This is a genomic window from Curtobacterium sp. NPDC087082, assembly GCF_044745045.1.
Classification (GTDB): domain Bacteria; phylum Actinomycetota; class Actinomycetes; order Actinomycetales; family Microbacteriaceae; genus Curtobacterium.
The window spans coordinates 461,785-477,127 of the sequence record NZ_JBIUZN010000005.1 but is presented as its reverse complement, the minus strand read 5'-3'; the positions used below and the strand labels follow the sequence as shown (position 1 = coordinate 477,127).

15 protein-coding genes are annotated in these 15,343 nt (G+C 72.4%); 3 read left to right on the top strand and 12 right to left on the bottom strand.

Annotation, left to right across the window (positions count from 1 at the left end):
- Positions 1 to 422 precede the first annotated feature (422 nt).
- The 5 genes from rlmN to ACIPEP_RS15825 form a co-directional block, all read right to left on the bottom strand.
- A complete protein-coding gene (rlmN, locus tag ACIPEP_RS15845; protein WP_070416448.1) occupies positions 423 to 1,655 on the bottom strand; it encodes a 23S rRNA (adenine(2503)-C(2))-methyltransferase RlmN in 1,233 nt (410 codons plus the stop codon).
- A gap of 40 nt (positions 1,656 to 1,695) precedes the next feature.
- Positions 1,696 to 2,610: a C40 family peptidase gene (locus ACIPEP_RS15840; RefSeq protein WP_071295487.1), complete on the bottom strand. Its 915-nt coding sequence runs from the start codon at positions 2,608 to 2,610 to the stop codon at positions 1,696 to 1,698.
- Between the two features lie 319 nt (positions 2,611 to 2,929).
- Positions 2,930 to 3,808, bottom strand: a complete 879-nt coding sequence (locus tag ACIPEP_RS15835) for an alpha/beta fold hydrolase (protein ID WP_402717796.1) — start codon at positions 3,806 to 3,808, stop codon at positions 2,930 to 2,932.
- Positions 3,808 to 4,818, bottom strand: a complete 1,011-nt coding sequence (locus ACIPEP_RS15830; protein ID WP_402717795.1) for a helix-turn-helix domain-containing protein — start codon at positions 4,816 to 4,818, stop codon at positions 3,808 to 3,810. Before ACIPEP_RS15830 ends, ACIPEP_RS15835 begins: the two co-directional genes overlap by 1 nt.
- Positions 4,815 to 4,994 carry a hypothetical protein gene (locus ACIPEP_RS15825; RefSeq protein WP_070416453.1) on the bottom strand — a complete coding sequence of 60 codons (180 nt, stop codon included), beginning with the start codon at positions 4,992 to 4,994 and terminating at the stop codon, positions 4,815 to 4,817. Before ACIPEP_RS15825 ends, ACIPEP_RS15830 begins: the two co-directional genes overlap by 4 nt.
- Positions 4,995 to 5,229: 235 nt before the next feature.
- Here ACIPEP_RS15825 and ACIPEP_RS15820 point away from each other — a divergent pair, with 235 nt between their 5' ends.
- Positions 5,230 to 5,580 carry a GntR family transcriptional regulator gene (locus ACIPEP_RS15820; RefSeq protein WP_070416454.1) on the top strand — a complete coding sequence of 117 codons (351 nt, stop codon included), beginning with the start codon at positions 5,230 to 5,232 and terminating at the stop codon, positions 5,578 to 5,580.
- Positions 5,577 to 6,539 carry a DUF1648 domain-containing protein gene (locus ACIPEP_RS15815; RefSeq protein ID WP_402717794.1) on the top strand — a complete coding sequence of 321 codons (963 nt, stop codon included), beginning with the start codon at positions 5,577 to 5,579 and terminating at the stop codon, positions 6,537 to 6,539. The genes ACIPEP_RS15820 and ACIPEP_RS15815 overlap by 4 nt, the downstream gene beginning before the upstream one ends.
- A gap of 114 nt (positions 6,540 to 6,653) precedes the next feature.
- Here the strand turns inward: ACIPEP_RS15815 and ACIPEP_RS15810 are convergent, their stop codons facing one another.
- Positions 6,654 to 7,430, bottom strand: coding sequence for an SDR family NAD(P)-dependent oxidoreductase (locus tag ACIPEP_RS15810; RefSeq protein ID WP_402717793.1), 777 nt, complete (start codon positions 7,428 to 7,430; stop codon positions 6,654 to 6,656).
- A 103-nt stretch (positions 7,431 to 7,533) separates the two neighbouring features.
- Here ACIPEP_RS15810 and ACIPEP_RS15805 point away from each other — a divergent pair, with 103 nt between their 5' ends.
- Positions 7,534 to 9,159, top strand: a complete 1,626-nt coding sequence (locus tag ACIPEP_RS15805; RefSeq protein ID WP_402717792.1) for a hypothetical protein — start codon at positions 7,534 to 7,536, stop codon at positions 9,157 to 9,159.
- Here the strand turns inward: ACIPEP_RS15805 and ACIPEP_RS15800 are convergent.
- From ACIPEP_RS15800 to ACIPEP_RS15775, 6 genes are read right to left on the bottom strand one after another with little or no spacing between them, the layout of a single operon-like run.
- Positions 9,149 to 10,066 (bottom strand): phosphogluconate dehydrogenase C-terminal domain-containing protein, encoded by a 918-nt coding sequence (locus tag ACIPEP_RS15800; RefSeq protein WP_402717791.1) that lies wholly within the window; start codon positions 10,064 to 10,066, stop codon positions 9,149 to 9,151. The genes ACIPEP_RS15805 and ACIPEP_RS15800 overlap by 11 nt on opposite strands.
- The gene (locus ACIPEP_RS15795; RefSeq protein ID WP_402717790.1) at positions 10,063 to 10,896 is read right to left on the bottom strand and encodes a sugar phosphate isomerase/epimerase family protein; all 834 of its coding nucleotides are present in this window, start codon (positions 10,894 to 10,896) and stop codon (positions 10,063 to 10,065) included. The genes ACIPEP_RS15800 and ACIPEP_RS15795 overlap by 4 nt, the downstream gene beginning before the upstream one ends.
- The gene (locus ACIPEP_RS15790) at positions 10,893 to 11,684 is read right to left on the bottom strand and encodes a triose-phosphate isomerase family protein (RefSeq protein ID WP_402717789.1); all 792 of its coding nucleotides are present in this window, start codon (positions 11,682 to 11,684) and stop codon (positions 10,893 to 10,895) included. The genes ACIPEP_RS15795 and ACIPEP_RS15790 overlap by 4 nt, the downstream gene beginning before the upstream one ends.
- Positions 11,684 to 12,169, bottom strand: coding sequence for a ribose-5-phosphate isomerase (locus tag ACIPEP_RS15785; RefSeq protein WP_071295477.1), 486 nt, complete (start codon positions 12,167 to 12,169; stop codon positions 11,684 to 11,686). Before ACIPEP_RS15785 ends, ACIPEP_RS15790 begins: the two co-directional genes overlap by 1 nt.
- Before the next feature lie 10 nt (positions 12,170 to 12,179).
- On the bottom strand, positions 12,180 to 13,898 hold the full coding sequence (locus ACIPEP_RS15780; RefSeq protein ID WP_402717788.1) for a dihydroxyacetone kinase family protein: 1,719 nt from the start codon (positions 13,896 to 13,898) through the stop codon (positions 12,180 to 12,182).
- Entirely contained in the window at positions 13,895 to 15,289 is a 1,395-nt protein-coding gene (locus ACIPEP_RS15775; RefSeq protein WP_071295475.1) for an MFS transporter, read from the bottom strand. Before ACIPEP_RS15775 ends, ACIPEP_RS15780 begins: the two co-directional genes overlap by 4 nt.
- Between the last annotated feature and the right edge of the window lie 54 nt (positions 15,290 to 15,343).

Genomic DNA, 15,343 nt, shown 5'->3' with positions numbered 1-15,343 from the left:
CCTCCACAAGTGAAGGCAACGGGGTCAATAAATTGGCATTGACAATGTGCACGCTGTTGAGTTCTCAAGGACCAGACGCACTCCCCACTCGACCCCGAAAGAGGTTCCGCCAGAGAGGCTTTTGGCTTTTGTTGCCCGGGGAAGAACCGTGGTGGACAAGATCTCCGGGTCTGTGACCAGGTGACCGTCTCGGCCGTTCCGTTCTCCGCCTCAGCGGCAACGAGTGATTACTTTACGCAGAGGTGAACGGCAGCACCAACCCGGGCCACATCCCGGGCGTGTCGGCTCTGCGAGGCCCGGAAACACGCGGATCGCGCGGTGCGGGCGGTGCCGACCTGCGCCGGGAACGACGGAAGGCACGGTGCGAACCCGCACCGTGCCTCCCGAACGAACCGAACCGGGCCGAACCGAACCGGACCGACCTACTCAGCCGCAGCCAACTGCCCGCACGCCCCGTCGATCTCCTTGCCGCGGGTGTCGCGCAGGGTCGTCGGGATGCCGGCGGCGTTGAGTCGGCGGACGAACTCGTCCTGCACGTGGACCTCGGACGAGGTCCAGACCGAGCCGGGCGTCGGGTTGAGCGGGATCGGGTTCACGTGCACCCACCCCTTGCCGCGCTTGTTGAGCTTCTCGGCGAGCAGGTCGGCACGCCATGCGTGGTCGTTCATGTCCTTGATGAGCGCGTACTCGATCGAGACACGTCGGCCTGTCTTGACGAAGTAGTTGTGGGCGGCGTCGATCGCCTCGTCCGCCTTCCACTTCGAGTTCACCGGGATGAGCTCGTCGCGGAGTTCGTCGTCGGGCGCGTGCAGGGAGAGCGCGAAGGTGACGGGGATGTCCTCGTCGGCGAGCTTGTTGATCGCGGGGACGAGCCCCACGGTCGACACGGTGATGCCGCGGGCGCTCATGCCGAGGCCGTTCGGTTGCGGCGCGACCATGATCCGGACGGCGTCCATCACGCGCTTGTAGTTCGCGAGCGGCTCCCCCATGCCCATGAACACGATGTTCGTCACGCGCTCGGCGTCGACGCGGTCCTTCCCGCCCTTGCGGGGATCACCGCCGAGCTCCCCCGCCGCGATGGCGGCGTTGGCACGGACGATCTGCTCGATGATCTCGGCCGTGGACATGTTCCGGGTCAGCCCGGCCTGCCCGGTCGCGCAGAACGGGCAGTTCATCCCGCACCCCGCCTGGGACGAGACGCAGAGCGTGATGCGCCCCGGGTACCGCATGAGCACCGACTCGACCAGCGCCCCGTCGTGGAGCTTCCAGAGGAACTTGATCGTGTCGCCCTTGTCCGTCGCCAAACGACGGGTCTCGGTGAGGAGGGGCGGGAGCATGCCCGCCACGAGTTCCTCACGCTGGGCGGCCGGCAGGTCGGTCATCTGCGCGGGGTCGGACGTGTAGTGCGTGAAGTAGTGGGTCGAGAGCTGCTTGGCGCGGAACTTCGGCAGCCCCAGCTCGACGACCTTCGCCTCACGCTCGGCGACCGTCATGTCGGCGAGGTGCACGGGCGGCTTGCCACGCTTCGGGGACGCGAACTGCAGCAGCGGCCGGCCGTCGGTCCCGGTGGCCTGCGTCCAGCCCTCGGTGCGCGGACGCACCTGCGGACGAGCAGAGCGCTGCTCTTCGAAGGGGGTGCGGGTCTCGGAGGCCATCACTCCAGTTTACGGGACGACGACGCCCCGCGGGTGCCGGTCAGCTGCCGGCGGGGAGCACCCGGGCGAAGTGGTGCGCCGCGGAGTACATCGGCACGATGTCGACGACCGCGCCGGGGTGCGGCGCCTGGAGCACCAGTCCGTCGCCGAGGAAGATGCCGACGTGGTCCTCGTTGTCGTACACGACGAGGTCGCCGGGCTGCGCCTCGGACTCCGGGATCGTCGTCGCGGCGGCGTCCTGCGTCGGGACGTAGTGCACGAGCGGGATCCCGACGGCCGCGTACGCGACCATCGTCAAGCCGGAGCAGTCGATGCCCTCGTGGCTCGCGCCGCCCTCGACGTACGGGTCGCCCATGTACTGCAGGGCGGTGGAGACCACGGTCGCCCGGTCGCCACCGGCGGAGAGGATCTTCGAGATCGCGTCCTCCGCCTGCTGGGTGCTGACGCCGAACTTCGTCACGATCGTCGGGTAGGACACCACGGTCGTGGTCGTCGTCATGCCGTCCGTCGACACCACCGGGACCTCGACGTCCCGGGCGACGGTGTAGGTCTGCGTGTGCTGCGAGGTGGTCGTCCCGTGGTGCGCGTCGGTCGACGGGGTCGCGGCGTTCGCCGGGACCGCGAGCGTCAGGCTCGAGGTGATGGCCAGTGCGGGCGCGAGGAGCACCGCTGCGCGCTTCGCGTTGGCAGCCCGGCGGACGTGCCGCGGGTCGACCGCCCGTTCGGCTCGGAGCGCTGCGGACCGGGACAGCACGGCCGCTCCGGCGACGGCCGTCGAGGCGACCGGGCGAGTGTTCGACAGGGACACGCTGCGCGCCGGCTTCTCGTGCTCCACGAAGGTCGAGCGGGCCACGGCGGGGCCGAACGCGGAACGACGTCCGCGGGGACGGCGCAGTTCGACGGCTTCGGTGGTGGCCGCGCCGTCGGGGGCTGCGGGCAGTGCGTGGCGTCCCATGGTTCCTTCCGGGTCGGACGAGCCGGCCCGAGCAGATGACGAGGCGACTCGGGAAGATAACGTATTGGTCACGAACCTGGGCCCCGCTGGGCACTCGCCGCGGGTTCCTGCAGTTCGTCACAGGCTCGGGCGTTCCTCGCAGCCCGTTCAGAACCGGCCCGCACCGCTCCGGACGCGGCTCAGGCGGGGGTGGGCCGCATGACGGCGGCGATCCGCGCCTCCCGAGCCCGTGCCAGGTCGTCGAGGCGGGCCGCCAGGGCACGCACCGACTCGTCGACCGGCGCGTCCCCCGAGATGTCCCCCGGCGACGGCCGGCGGGTCAGGGGCGACTGAGCCGCAGGTGGGCCCGCACCCGCTCCTGCACGGCGCTGGCGTCCGGGTGGTCCCAGAGCGCGAAGTGGGTGCCGCCGGGCAGGACGAGGAGCTCCGCTCCCGGCACCTCGTCCGCCGCCCGGACGCTGTTGGACGGCGGGACGTCGACGTCCGCGTCACCGTGCAGCAGCAGCGTCGGGGCACGGACGGCTCCGAGGTCGAGGTCGGTCACCGCGCCGAGGTTCCGGACGTCCGCCTCCCACCCGGCACGGTGCGGGCCCGCGGTGTTGCCGGTGCGGGCGAGGTCGAGCAGGAACGTGCGACGCTCCGGGTCGCGCAGGATCCCGCGGACGTGCTCGCGGAGCCGTCGACCGCGCAGGGAGCTCACGCCCGAGACCGCGAGGCGCACGACGACGCCGGGCACCAGTCGCGCGGCGGCCCGGGCGAGCGCGGCGCCGAGGAGGGTGCCGCCGACCAGGCGCTCCGGTGCGGAGACCTCCGGGGGCGTCCAGGGACCGGTCAGTCCGGCCGCCACGACGAGGGAGTGGACCCGCTCGGGGTGGCGGACGGTGAACCGGTAGGCGGCGGGGGCCCCGCCCGACCAGGCGAGCACCGCCACGCGGTCGATGCCGAGCGCGTCGAGGACCTCGGCGTACCGATCGGCCTCGTCGTCGAGCGAGTCGTGGCCGGGTCGGACCCGGGTGCCGAGGTACCCGGGACGTGAGAGCGTGACGACGCGGAAGTCGGCGGACGGCAGGAACCGCGCCATGATCTCGGCGACGTCGATCCCGCCGGGGGTGCCGTGCACGACGAGGACGGGAGCGCCCGCGCCGCGGACGGCGAACTCGGTGTCGTCGGTGACGACGGGACGCGTCTCTGGTGGCATCACCCGACGATATCCGCGGCGGCGATGAGTCGTCTCCGACCGCGGAGGGTGTCCCCCGGGTACTCGCCGTACATCGAGAAGTACGACCCCGAGAAGCGCCCCATGTGCCGGAAGCCGCAGGAGTGCGCGACGGTGGCCACGGAGGTCTCGCGGGGGTCCGCGAGCTGCAGGCCGAGGCGGGCCTTCTCGAGGCGCAGGTCGCGGAGGTACGCCATCGGCGTGCTGCCCTCGCGCCGTTGGAAGCCCTCCTGCAGGGTCCGGACGCTGACCTCGGCCGCGGCGGCGATGTCGGTGGCGGCGATGGTCCGGTCGAAGTGCGCGTACATGAACGCCTTCGCACGTTCGACCGTCCCGGCGGGCGCAGCGGTCCCCCGGCGGTCGGCATCGGAGCGGAAGGCGCCGAGCACGGCCTCGGCGAGCCGCAGGTCGAGCGCGGCCCGGTCGGCGTCGACCACGGCGACGTCGAGCAGCGGACGGGCGACCTCGCGCAGCACGGCCTGCAGCGGCGCGAGGCGTTCGGCGGACACGGTCACGGGGAAGGCGAGGGGCATAGGGGCGGCGTCGGTGCCCACGACCGCGACGGCCTCGAGGAAGTCCGCGTCGAAGTGCACGAGGTGCTTCGTCCCCGCCGGTGCCGAGACGTGGAAGGGGCGTCCGGCCGGGTACATCACGGGCACGCCGGCGCGGAGGAGCACGTCGTCGTCCACCACGATGCCGCCCTCGACCGACCACGCCAGCAGGTACTGCCGTTCGGGTGCGAGGAAGCCGGACCGAGCGGCGGACACCGACGACGTGCGGAGACTCAGGCGACCGTCCCCGGTGGCGCGGTACCGGAAGCCGAACGGCGACGAGGAGGGGGCGAAGGCCATGTCGTGGCCGTCGTACACGCCGCGGTAGAACTCGAGTGCTTCATCGGGGTCGGTGCCGCCCTGGAGGACTTCCCGGACGGAGGTCCGACGGACCTCCGCGGTCGAGGACTCCGCCGGCGGCCGGTCCGCCGCGGGGATCACCGTCGCTCCGGACCACCAGGCGATCGTTCCCCGACGAGGTCGGCGAGCGACGGCTCGGACTCGACGGGGACCGCCCAACCGCGGCGTGTTGCCCGTCGGAGGTGTCGGTACGTGGTCACCCGCACCGGCTGGACGTCGGCGTTCGACTCGTAGCTGCTCAGTTCCTGGCTGCTCATGGCGTGCTCCCTGCTCGCGAGCCCGGCTCCGCCTCGGCCTCATGGATGCCGACGTCCAGAACGGCCTCAGGGTCAAGGAGGTGCCATCGGAGCGTCGGGAGGACGCGGATCGATGCCGTCTTCTCCAGCGACGGTACGCGCGTGCCGGACAGCCCACGTGGACCGGACACCCAGCCCGCGCTATCCGGACGGAGCACTGTCGGCACGGACTGGATTGTTCGCATACAATGCAAACATGTTGATCACCGTCGACCCCGGCGCGCGGGCATCGCTCGCGGACCAGGTGGCCGCCCAGATCCGGCACGCGATCGCCCGCGGCGAATTCCGGAACGGCGAGCGGCTGCCGTCCGCGCGCGAACTCGCGGCCGCCGTCGACGTCAACATGCACACGGTGCTGCGGGCCTACGCCCAGCTGCAGGACGACGGGCTCATCGAGCTGCGCCGGGGCCGTGGCGCCACGGTGCTGCGGTCGGGCAACGCGTCGTTCGACCGGCTGCGGTCGCTGGTGGTGGAGCTCCGTGAGCAGGCGGAGACCCTCGGGGTCCCGCTCGACGACCTGTACGCGATGATCAAGGGGGCACGATGACGACTCGGACGATGGGGACCGGCGCACGACTGGCCGTGGTGGGACCGAGCGCGGCGGTGGCCGTCGCGCTGGTCGTCACGGCGCTCGTGCTCGGACCCGCGCTGCCGGCACGGGTGGCGACGCACTTCGGCGCGGACGGTGTGGCCGACGCCTGGGGGTCGCCGTGGCCGTTCTTCTGGGGGTCCCTCGTGGTGGCCCTGGTCGCCGCCGGACTCGCGGTGGTGGCGCTCGGACGCAGCGACCGACGGACGTGGGCGACCCTGCTGCTGGTGGCGAACCTCCTGAGCGGGTCCGTCGCGACCGCGTGGATCGCCGAGGCGATCGTGAACCGCGTCGACGACCCGACGTTCCCGGTGTGGTGGGCCGTCCTCACGCTCGCGGTCGGTGTCGCCGTGGCGGTGCTGCCGACGATCGCGCTCGTCCGGACGGCAGCGCCGGTCCCTGCGCACGATGTCCCTCCGTTGGACGTCCCGACGGACGCCCGGGTCGCCTGGCGTGCACGAGTCAGCAGCCCCTGGTTCGCGGGGATCGGCGTGGTCCTCGTCGTCGGCGGCGTCGTCGCGGCCTGGGCCACCGCGTCCGCGTCCGCCGACATCGGCGCGGCCGCGGTGTCGGGCGGGCTGCTCGTCCTCGCCGGGATCGCGGTGGCGGTGCTCGCGCGGGTCGAGTGCACGGTCGATCGACGCGGCCTCCGGCTGACCTCGACGTGGACGCGGATCCCCCTCGTGCGGGTCCCGCTCGAGCGCATCGAGTCGTGCGGGTGGGAGCAGGTGTCGCCCGGGCAGTGGGGTGGGTGGGGCTACCGGATCTCCGGCCGGGGTGTGGCGTACGTGGTCCGTTCGGGGCCGGGGCTCGTCGTCCGGCTCCGGGGCGGCGGAGCGCGGGTGGTCACGGTCGCCGATGCCGAGCGCGGTGCGGCGGCGCTCGGCGCGCTGCTCGCGGCACGCGGGCACGCCTGACCCCCGGAGCGCGTGCGCTCTTCGTGAGCAGAAATGGTCGGGTCGGTCGAGCGGACCCGACCATTTCTGCTCACCATCGAGCGGACGGGCGCGCGGCGCGGGCGCGGCGCGGCGCTACAGGCTCGTCATGCCGCCGTCGACGCGGAAGAGCGCGCCGGTGGCATAGGACGACTCGTCGCTCGCGAGGTACACCATGATCCCGGTGACGTCGTCCGGGGTCCCCGCCCGGCCGAGCGGCGTCCGCGACACGATCGCCGCGCGGGACTCGGGGTCGCCCGAGATCGCCTGGACGAGCGCCGTCTCGGTGTAGCCCGGCACGACGGTGTTGGCGCGGATGCCGTCACGGGCGTAGGCCATCGCGGTCGCCCGGACGAGCGCGTGGACGCCGCCCTTCGTGGACGAGTAGGCGGCGAAGTCGGCGCCCTCGCCGTTCAGGCCGGTCGGCGACCCCGTCACGATGACGGACCCGCCGGCACCGGCCGCGAGCATCGCCCGGACGGCGTGCTTCACGGTGAGGAAGGTGCCCGTCAGGTTCACCGCGAGCGTGCGGTTCCAGGTCTCGAGCGAGACGTCGGCGACCTTGGCGTCGTGGCCGAAGAGCTGCACGCCGGCGTTGGCGACGACGACGTCCGGCACGGCGCCGCGGGCGACCAGGGCCTCGAAGCCGGCCGCGACGCTCGACTCGTCCGCGATGTCCACGGTGAGCGCGATCGCCGAGTCGGCAGCGGCAGCCGCGGGCGCAGAGGCGGCAGCAGCAGTGGCAGCCGCGGCGTCGCGGTCCGCGTACACGACCCGTGCACCCTCGGCCACGAACCGGTCCGCGATCGCCCGCCCGATCCCCGATCCGGCCCCGGTCACCAGGGCGGTCTTCCCGGTCAGTCGTCCGGCCATGCGTGTGCTCCGTCCTCGGGGCGGCAGTGCCCCGGTCCTCGGAGCGACGTCGCTCCTGGACACATCATTGCGCAACCGGTTGACCGACTGGTAGCAAAGGGACATGACCGACGACGGTGCGTGGGCGGACTCGACCGCCGAGGACGTGCTCGCCGTCGGACCGTGGCGGGTGACCCTCCGCGGCGCCGAGCTCGCCGACGTCAGTCACGACGGGGTGCCGGTGCTGCGCGGCATCCGGTTCGTCACCCGCGACCAGGACTGGCGCACCGCCGACGACACCGTCACCCGCCGGACGACCGACGCCGCCGCCGAGGCCGAAGCCGACGCCGACGCGACCGACGAACACGGGCACGCGCGGGCCCGGGCCCGTGCCCGCATCGAGGTGACGGGCTCCTTCGACGACGCCGAGGTCCTCCGCACCACCCTCGACCTCACGATCGATGGCGACACCCTGCACGTCGACGCGACCGCCACCACGACGGCGCCGTTCCGCCGCAACCGCATCGGCCTGGTCGTCCTGCACCCGCCGACCCTCGCCGGCACCCCGTTCACGGTCCGTCACCCGGCAGTGCCCGCCACGGCGCACACGTTCCCGCTGTGGATCGCCCCGCACCAACCCGCGACCGACGTCGCCGGGTACGCCTGGACGACCGGCGGCACGGACTGCACGCTCGACCTCACCGGCGACGTGTTCGAGATGGAGGACCAGCGCAACTGGACCGACGCGTCGTTCAAGACCTACTCGACGCCGCTGGCCGAGCCCTTCCCCGTCGCGCTCGACGCCGGTGCCGTCGTCCACCAGGCGCTCACGCTGCGCGCGGTGCGACGACCGGGAGGCGCGCCCTCCCCCGCCCCGGACCTCGCCGCGCTCGACGGGCCGGCCCCGACCTCCGTGGTCATCCCGCCCCCGACCCTCCAGCTGCTGGCCGCCTCCGCCCCGGCCGCTGCGCGCCCGGACGACGAGGCACTCCCCGGCGGCGTGCCGATCCTGGTCGAGCCCGTCCTCGGCGACCCCGACGTCGCCGCGGTGCTCGCCTCCGCCAGGCGGGACGCCCGAGGCGCGCCGCTCGACGTGCGGTTCGTCACCGACGACCCGGCCCTGCTGCGCGCCGCGGTCGACGAGGTCCTGGAGTCCGGGCCGGTGGTGCGCATCGGCGCGTTCGACCCGTCGTCGCACGTGACGACCACGGCGCTGCAGCGGGCGCTCCGGGAGGCCGCGGCCGCGCACGGGGGACTCGACGTCGTGGCGGGGACACGCGCGCACTTCACCGAGCTGAATCGCACGATCGACCTGTTCGGCGACTGGGACGGCCCGCTCACGTTCAGCGTGACGCCGCAGATGCACGACCGCAGTCGTGCCCAGGTGACCGAGTCGATCCGGATGCAGCGCTGGGTGGCGATGAGCGCCTCCAGGCTGGCCGCCGGCAGGCCGCTCCACGTCGGACCGGTGACGATGCGTCCGCGGTTCAACGCCGTGGCGACGTCACCGCGTCGGGCCGTGACCGACGCGTCGGTCGAGGCCGGGTACGGGCCGCAGTCCGTGCCGGACGCGACGGATCCGCAGCAGCACTCCGCCGCCGCCGCCGCGTGGTTCGCCGCGGCCGTGCAGGCGCTCACGGTGCCGGGAGTCGCCTCGATCACGCTCGCCGAGGTGTGGGGACCGAGGGGAACGCCCCGCCGGAAGGGGGTCGGCGGGGCGTTCCGGTCTCAGGGATCGATCAGCGCTTGACGGCGTCGATCTTGAGCATCTTGGCGATGACGCTGTCGAGCTCGCTGTCGTCGAAGACCTGCTTCCAGTCCTCCTTGATGAGCTTCTCGCGGCCGTAGCCCATCGCGATGTGGCAGGCGTCCGAGAACGGGTTCGAGCCGCGCAGGCCGTTGGTCAACGCGATCCAGGTGTGGCCGTAGAGCATGGCGCGGGCGGCCTCGCGGGGCACGCCGACACCGGTGACGGTCTCCTCGAGGGCGTCGTTGAGGAAGTCGCCGATCATGCAGGCGATGGTCTCGACGAGCGTCGGCTCGAGGACGGCGAGCTGCTTCACCGTGACCCAGTGCACCTGGATGACGGGCGCGTACATGGTCGTGATGACGGCCTCGGCGACGGCCTTGGCGGCGTCACCCTCATCGCCGAGCGACTCCGACGCGTCGAAGGCGGCGATGACCTCCTGCGGGGCGGCGATGCCACCGAAGGTGTCGTCCCACTCCTCCTTGGTGGTGCGCTCGAGGAAGACCGACGGGTGGCACGGGTGCGCGACGGCGTAGTGGATGTCCTCGCGCTTCGCGAGCAGCCCGGCGTAGGCGGCGGCCGGATCGAGGGTCAGGATGCTGGCACCCGACTTCATGACGGGGACGAGCTGCTCGGAGATGGTGCCGAGCAGGACGTCCGGCACGGCGAGGATCACGACGTCGGCGACCTTGGCTGCCTCGACGCTGTCGGTGAGCGACCGGCCGAGGGCCTCGATGCGCTCCTGGCCGGCGGGCGAGGCCTCGCTGTAGAGCGTCGTGTACTCGCTCTTGGCGAAGTTGTTCGAGACGCGGGTGCCCATCTTGCCGCCGGCACCGATCACGGCGACGGTGACGTCGGACGTACCGGATCCGGCAGCGACGGTGTGGGGGGTGGTGACGGTGTCGGTCATGATTCCTTGCTCCTGATGTACTCGATGGTGTGTTCGGTCCACGCCGCCTCGATGCGGGTGGTGGTCTGTGCCGGGTCGCCCGTGGCGCCGAGGGCCTCGTCCTGCCAGGGCAGCCAGAACTCGATCACGCGATTGATGCCCCGTGCGTCGGGGTTGATCGCGGCGTGGACGGCGTCGTAGTCGAGGAGACCGGTGCCGGTGCGGACGCCGGTGTACTGGAACCCGACCCAGCCCGGTGAGCGGGTGAACCCGGAGTCCTTGACGTGCCAGTTGCGGGTGTACGGGGCGGCCGCGGCGACCACGTCGGCGGGGTGCTCCAGGCGCGCGACGGTGTTCGCCGGGTCGAGGCAGATCCCGAGGTGGTCGGAGCCGACGGCCCGGACGACGGCGACGAGGTCCTCGGTGGCGACGACCTCGTAGGTCTCGAGCGCGAGCGTCACCCCGGCTGCCTCGTACGCGGGGAGCGCCCGGCGCAGTCGGCGTTCGGTCTCGAGGGCGTCGGGCTGGTCGTCGCCGCTCGTCCACATGCTCCGCACGAGGGTCGCGCCGAGCGCCTGCGCGACGTGGAGGTACCGCGCGAGGTGCTCCGGGGCCGTGCCACGGGTGCCGACCTCGAGCGCGAGCCCGAGCTCGTCGGCCAGTGCCCGGATCGCGGCCAGTCGGTCGTCCGAGGCGGTGTCGAGCGGCAGGTGATCGCAGATCTGGAAGAGGTCGACACCGTCGTGCGCCGCTGCGTCCCGCATCGCGTCGTCGAGCGACATCGGGTCCGGCACGCGGTCGGACATCCGCCAGAAGTAGGCGTAGGTGGAGAGGCCGAGCAGGGAGGTCATGCGGTCGCCCCCAGCTGCGCGGCTTCGTCGAGGATGGTCCGGATGGCGGCGGGGTCGTGGGCGAACCGTCCGAGGAACAGCCCGCCGATGCGCCCCCGCCCACGAGTGAGCAGGCCCGGTCCGGCGCTGCCGCCGTAGATCGCGACGGAGCCGGCGAGCTCCGGCTTGGAGGCGAGGTACTCCTCGATCCCGGAGAGGACCGCGACGATGTGCTCGTCGGGCGCGGGCGCCGGGGCGCCGATCGCCCACACGGGCTCGTACGCCGCGATGACCGGCCCGGCGAGACCGTCCGCGGTCGCGGTCGCCAGGAACCGGTCGAGCTGCGCGGTCACGTCCGCCACGGCGGTCTCACTGGAGGCGCGGGTGGTCTCCCCGACGCAGATCAGGGGCCGCAGGTGGTTGCGGAAGGCGGCGTGCACCTTCCCGGCGATCTCCTCGTCCGTCTCGTGGAACAGCGAGCGCCGCTCCGCATGCGCGATCTCGACGAGCGCGACGCCGATCTCGCGCAGCTCCGCACCGGACACCTCGCCGGTGAAGGCGCCGGTGTCCGCCCAGGCCAGGTCCTGCGCGCCGAGCGTCACGGGGGCGTCCCCGATCACCTCGCGCACCGGGACGAGCGCGGGGAACGTCGGGATGACGAAGAGCTCGACGGCGCCGGACTGCACCGCGGGGTGGGTCCGGGCGATGTCGGCCACGGCGGCTGCCCACTCGAGCGTCCGGGCGTGGGAGAAGTACATCTTCAGCGACACCCCGATCGTGAGCGGGGCGGCTGCCGTGGACGCGGGCATCAGGCGTCGGTCCCGACCGGGGCCGACCCGTCGTACTGGCAGATTGCCTGCACCTTCTCGGCGCTCGCGGACGACGTGTCGAAGGTGTAGCCGAGCCACTCGCGCGCCATGCGCCGGGCGACCTCGACGCCGACGACGCGCTGGCCCATGCAGAGGACCTGGGCGTCGTTCGACAGGATCGAGCGCTCGACGCTGAACGAGTCGTGCGCGGTGACGGCCCGGATGCCGGGGACCTTGTTCGCGGCGATCGCGACGCCGAGTCCGGTGCCGCAGATCAGGATCGCCCGGTCCGCCTCGCCGTTCGCGACCATGCGTGCTGCGTCGACGGCGACGTGCGGGTAGGCGGTGTGCCCGTCCGCGTCGACGCCCACGTCGGTGACGCTGACCACGCGCGGGTCCGTGGCGAGGTCGGCCTTGATGATCTCCTTGTAGTCGAACCCGGCGTCGTCGGAGCCGACGACGATGCGGAACTGCTGCTCGGTCATGGGGTCTTCCTTACTTCTCGGAGAGCGTCGCGAGGACCGCGGCGGTGATGAGGGCGAACGAGATCGCACCGGCGTCGGGGGTGCCGACCGCGTCCTCGCCGTGGGTCCGGGCGCGGCCCATCCGCGGCAGCAGGTCGGCGGTGGCGTCGGCCGCGGTCGTGGCGGCGGCGGACGCGGCGGACCAGGCGGTGACCAGGTCGTCGCCGGCCGCGGTGCGGGCGGTGAGGACCTCGTCGAACGGGACGAGCGCGTCGACCATGGTCTTGTCGCCCGGGACGGCCCCGAACGCGAGGACGGCCTCGGCGGCCGCGTGCACGGCGTCGGCGACGGTGGTGGCCGTCGGGCGCGAGGTGTCCCCGAGGACGCGACCCAGTGCCTCCAGGGCCGCACCCCAGATCGCACCGGACGTGCCACCGGCCCTGTCGGACCACGCGTCACCGGCGATCGCGAGGACCGATCCGGCACCGGCGCCGCGTGCTGCGGCGTCCTGCGCCGCCGCGTCCGCGGCAGTCGAGCCGCGCTGCATGCCGATCCCGTGGTCGCCGTCGCCGGCCACGGCGTCGATGCGGCCGAGTTCGTCGGCGTGGGCGTCGATCGTCGCGCGCACGGCCGTGATCGCCGTCGCGATGCGGGTGGCGGACCCCCGGGACTCGTCGGTGCCGACGGTCACGGGGACGACCACGCCGGCCTCGAGGACGTCGGAGGACACGGGCTCCTGCGGGACGGCACCGCCCTTGCGGTAGGCGGGACTGTCGGCCGGGGCGGCCCAGAGTTCCTCGAGCTCGTCGTCGAGCCAGAACAGCGTCAGCGAGACGCCGGCCATGTCGAAGCTCGTGACGAGTTCGCCGACCTCGGGCTCGACGACGACTGCGCCGGCCGCGGTCAGTCGGCGCTGCACGGCGTCGAACACGACGAAGAGCTCCTCGTACTTGACGGAACCGAGGCCGTTGAGGATCGGGACGACGCGTGCTCCGTCGGCTGCGACACCGGACGGCAGCTCGGTGAGCAGCTTGTCGACGAGCAGGTCCGCCAGTCCGGACGCGGTGGGGACGTCGGCTTCGTCGATGCCGCGTTCGCCGTGGATGCCCATGCCGATCGCCATGCGGCCCTCGGGGACGGTGAACAGGGGTTCCTCGGCGCCGGGCAGCGAGCAGCCGGAGAACGCGACGCCGAACGATCGGGTGCGGTCGTTCGCCCGCTCCGCGATCGCCGTGACGGTGTCGAGGTCGTCGCCACGCTCGGCGGCGGCTCCGGCGACCTTGAACACGCAGAGGTCGCCCGCGATCCCGCGGCGCTTGTGGGCCTCGGCACTCGGGGCACTCGCGACGTCGTCGGTCACGCGGACCGTGCGGACGTCGATGCCGGCCGCGGTGAGTGCCCGGGCAGCTGCGTCGAAGTTGAGGACGTCGCCGGCGTAGTTGCCGTAGCTCAGCAGCACCCCGCCGCCGTGCTCGGATGCATTCGCGACCGCCGTGACCTGCTGGGCGCTCGGGCTGGCGAACAGGTTGCCCATCGCGGCACCGGCCGCGAGCCCGTGCCCGACGAGTCCGCCGAACGCCGGGTAGTGCCCGGACCCGCCGCCGACGACGAGCGCCACGGTCCCCTCGGGGCTGGTGGTCGAGCGGGCGACCCCGCCGTGGACCTTCCGCACCCGGGAGCGGTTCGCGGCGACGAAGCCGTCGACCATCTCGTCCGCGAAGTCCGCGGGGTCGTTGAACAGGCGGGTCATGCGTGGGACTCCTGGGTCGTGGTCGTCGCGGCCTGCGCGGCAGCGTCGGCGTCGCGTCGCTCGTTCCGCTTCGTGGTCCGGCCGAGGACGAACATCAGGACGCTCGACAGGACCATGAAGAACCCGACGATGAACATCGGCACCTGGTACCCGCCGGTCCACTCGCTGACGGCGCCGGTGATGTACGGCGCGGCGAACCCGCCGAGGTTGCCGACGGTGTTGATGAGCGCGACGCCCGCGGCCGCTGCGGCACCGGTGAGGAACTGCGTCGGGACGGTCCAGAAGTTCGGCAGCGCGGCGAAGATCGAGCACGCGGTGATCGCGATGACGGCGACCGTGGCGGCCGGGCTGTTCATGTAGAGGGCCACCGGGATGCTCAGACCGCCGACGAGGGCGGGGACCGCGATGTGCCACACCCGGACACCGCGCCGGAACGCGTCACGCGACCAGAAGTAGAGGACGACGGCGGCGGGGACGTACGGGATCGCCGTGATGAGCCCCTTCTGGAACAGGTCGAACGTGGTACCGAACTGCTCCTGGAAGCCGTCGATGATGGTCGGCAGGAAGAAGCTCAGGGCGTACAGACCGTAGATGAAGCCGAAGTACACGGCGGCGAGCATCCAGACGCGACCGGAGCCGAACGCCGCTCGGAGGCCGCCCTTGCCGTGCGCGTTCCCCTCCTTCTGGCTGTTCTCCTTCGCGAGGGCGCCCTCGAGCCAGAGTTTCTCGTCCTCGTCGAGCCACTTCGCCTGCGACGGCTTGTCCTTCAGCACGAAGAGGCACAGGATGCCGACGATGATCGCGGGGATCGACACGCAGAGGAACATGAAGCGCCAGCCCGCGAGGCCGCCGAGCAGTCCCTCGTGGGTCATCAGCCAGCCGGCGAGCGGCGAACCGATCACGCTGGTGAGCGGCTGCGCCAGGTAGAAGAGCGCGAGCATCTTGCCGCGGTGCCGGGCGGGGACCCAGGTCGACAGGAACAGGATCGCGCCGGGGAAGAACCCGGCCTCGGCGATGCCGAGCAGGAAGCGCAGGCCGACGAGCTGCGGGTAGTTCTGCACCCACGTGAAGAGCAGCGAGACGATGCCCCACGTGATCATGATGCGGGCGAGCCAGACGCGGGCGCCGAACTTGTGCAGCGCCAGGTTGGACGGCACCTCGAGCACGAGGTAGCCGATGAAGAACACGCCCGAGGCGAACCCGAACTGTGCGGCGGTCAGGCCGAGGTCGGCCTCCATGCCGTTCGGGGCCGCGAAGGAGATCGCGGTGCGGTCGAGGAAGTTGATGAAGAACATCAGCGCCACGAAGGGCACGATGCGGATCGCGATCTTGCGGATGGCCGTCTTCTCGACGACCGAGGTGGGGATGCCTCGCGTGGCGGGGATGTCCACGATGACTCCTGCTCGGGTGGGGTGGTGCTCCGGTCGGCTGCTGCGCCGGCGACG

Coding starts and splice junctions, on each gene's coding strand:
- ACIPEP_RS15810 (WP_402717793.1), bottom strand. CDS start 7,430: ATGGCCGGACGACTGACCGGGAAGACCGCCCTGGTGACCGGGGCCGGA.
- ACIPEP_RS15790 (WP_402717789.1), bottom strand. CDS start 11,684: ATGCCCGCGTCCACGGCAGCCGCCCCGCTCACGATCGGGGTGTCGCTG.
- ACIPEP_RS15780 (WP_402717788.1), bottom strand. CDS start 13,898: ATGACCCGCCTGTTCAACGACCCCGCGGACTTCGCGGACGAGATGGTC.
- ACIPEP_RS15795 (WP_402717790.1), bottom strand. CDS start 10,896: ATGACCTCCCTGCTCGGCCTCTCCACCTACGCCTACTTCTGGCGGATG.
- ACIPEP_RS15840 (WP_071295487.1), bottom strand. CDS start 2,610: ATGGGACGCCACGCACTGCCCGCAGCCCCCGACGGCGCGGCCACCACC.
- rlmN (WP_070416448.1), bottom strand. CDS start 1,655: ATGGCCTCCGAGACCCGCACCCCCTTCGAAGAGCAGCGCTCTGCTCGT.
- ACIPEP_RS15785 (WP_071295477.1), bottom strand. CDS start 12,169: ATGACCGAGCAGCAGTTCCGCATCGTCGTCGGCTCCGACGACGCCGGG.
- ACIPEP_RS15800 (WP_402717791.1), bottom strand. CDS start 10,066: ATGACCGACACCGTCACCACCCCCCACACCGTCGCTGCCGGATCCGGT.
- ACIPEP_RS15825 (WP_070416453.1), bottom strand. CDS start 4,994: ATGAGCAGCCAGGAACTGAGCAGCTACGAGTCGAACGCCGACGTCCAG.
- ACIPEP_RS15820 (WP_070416454.1), top strand. CDS start 5,230: ATGTTGATCACCGTCGACCCCGGCGCGCGGGCATCGCTCGCGGACCAG.
- ACIPEP_RS15835 (WP_402717796.1), bottom strand. CDS start 3,808: ATGCCACCAGAGACGCGTCCCGTCGTCACCGACGACACCGAGTTCGCC.
- ACIPEP_RS15815 (WP_402717794.1), top strand. CDS start 5,577: ATGACGACTCGGACGATGGGGACCGGCGCACGACTGGCCGTGGTGGGA.
- ACIPEP_RS15805 (WP_402717792.1), top strand. CDS start 7,534: ATGACCGACGACGGTGCGTGGGCGGACTCGACCGCCGAGGACGTGCTC.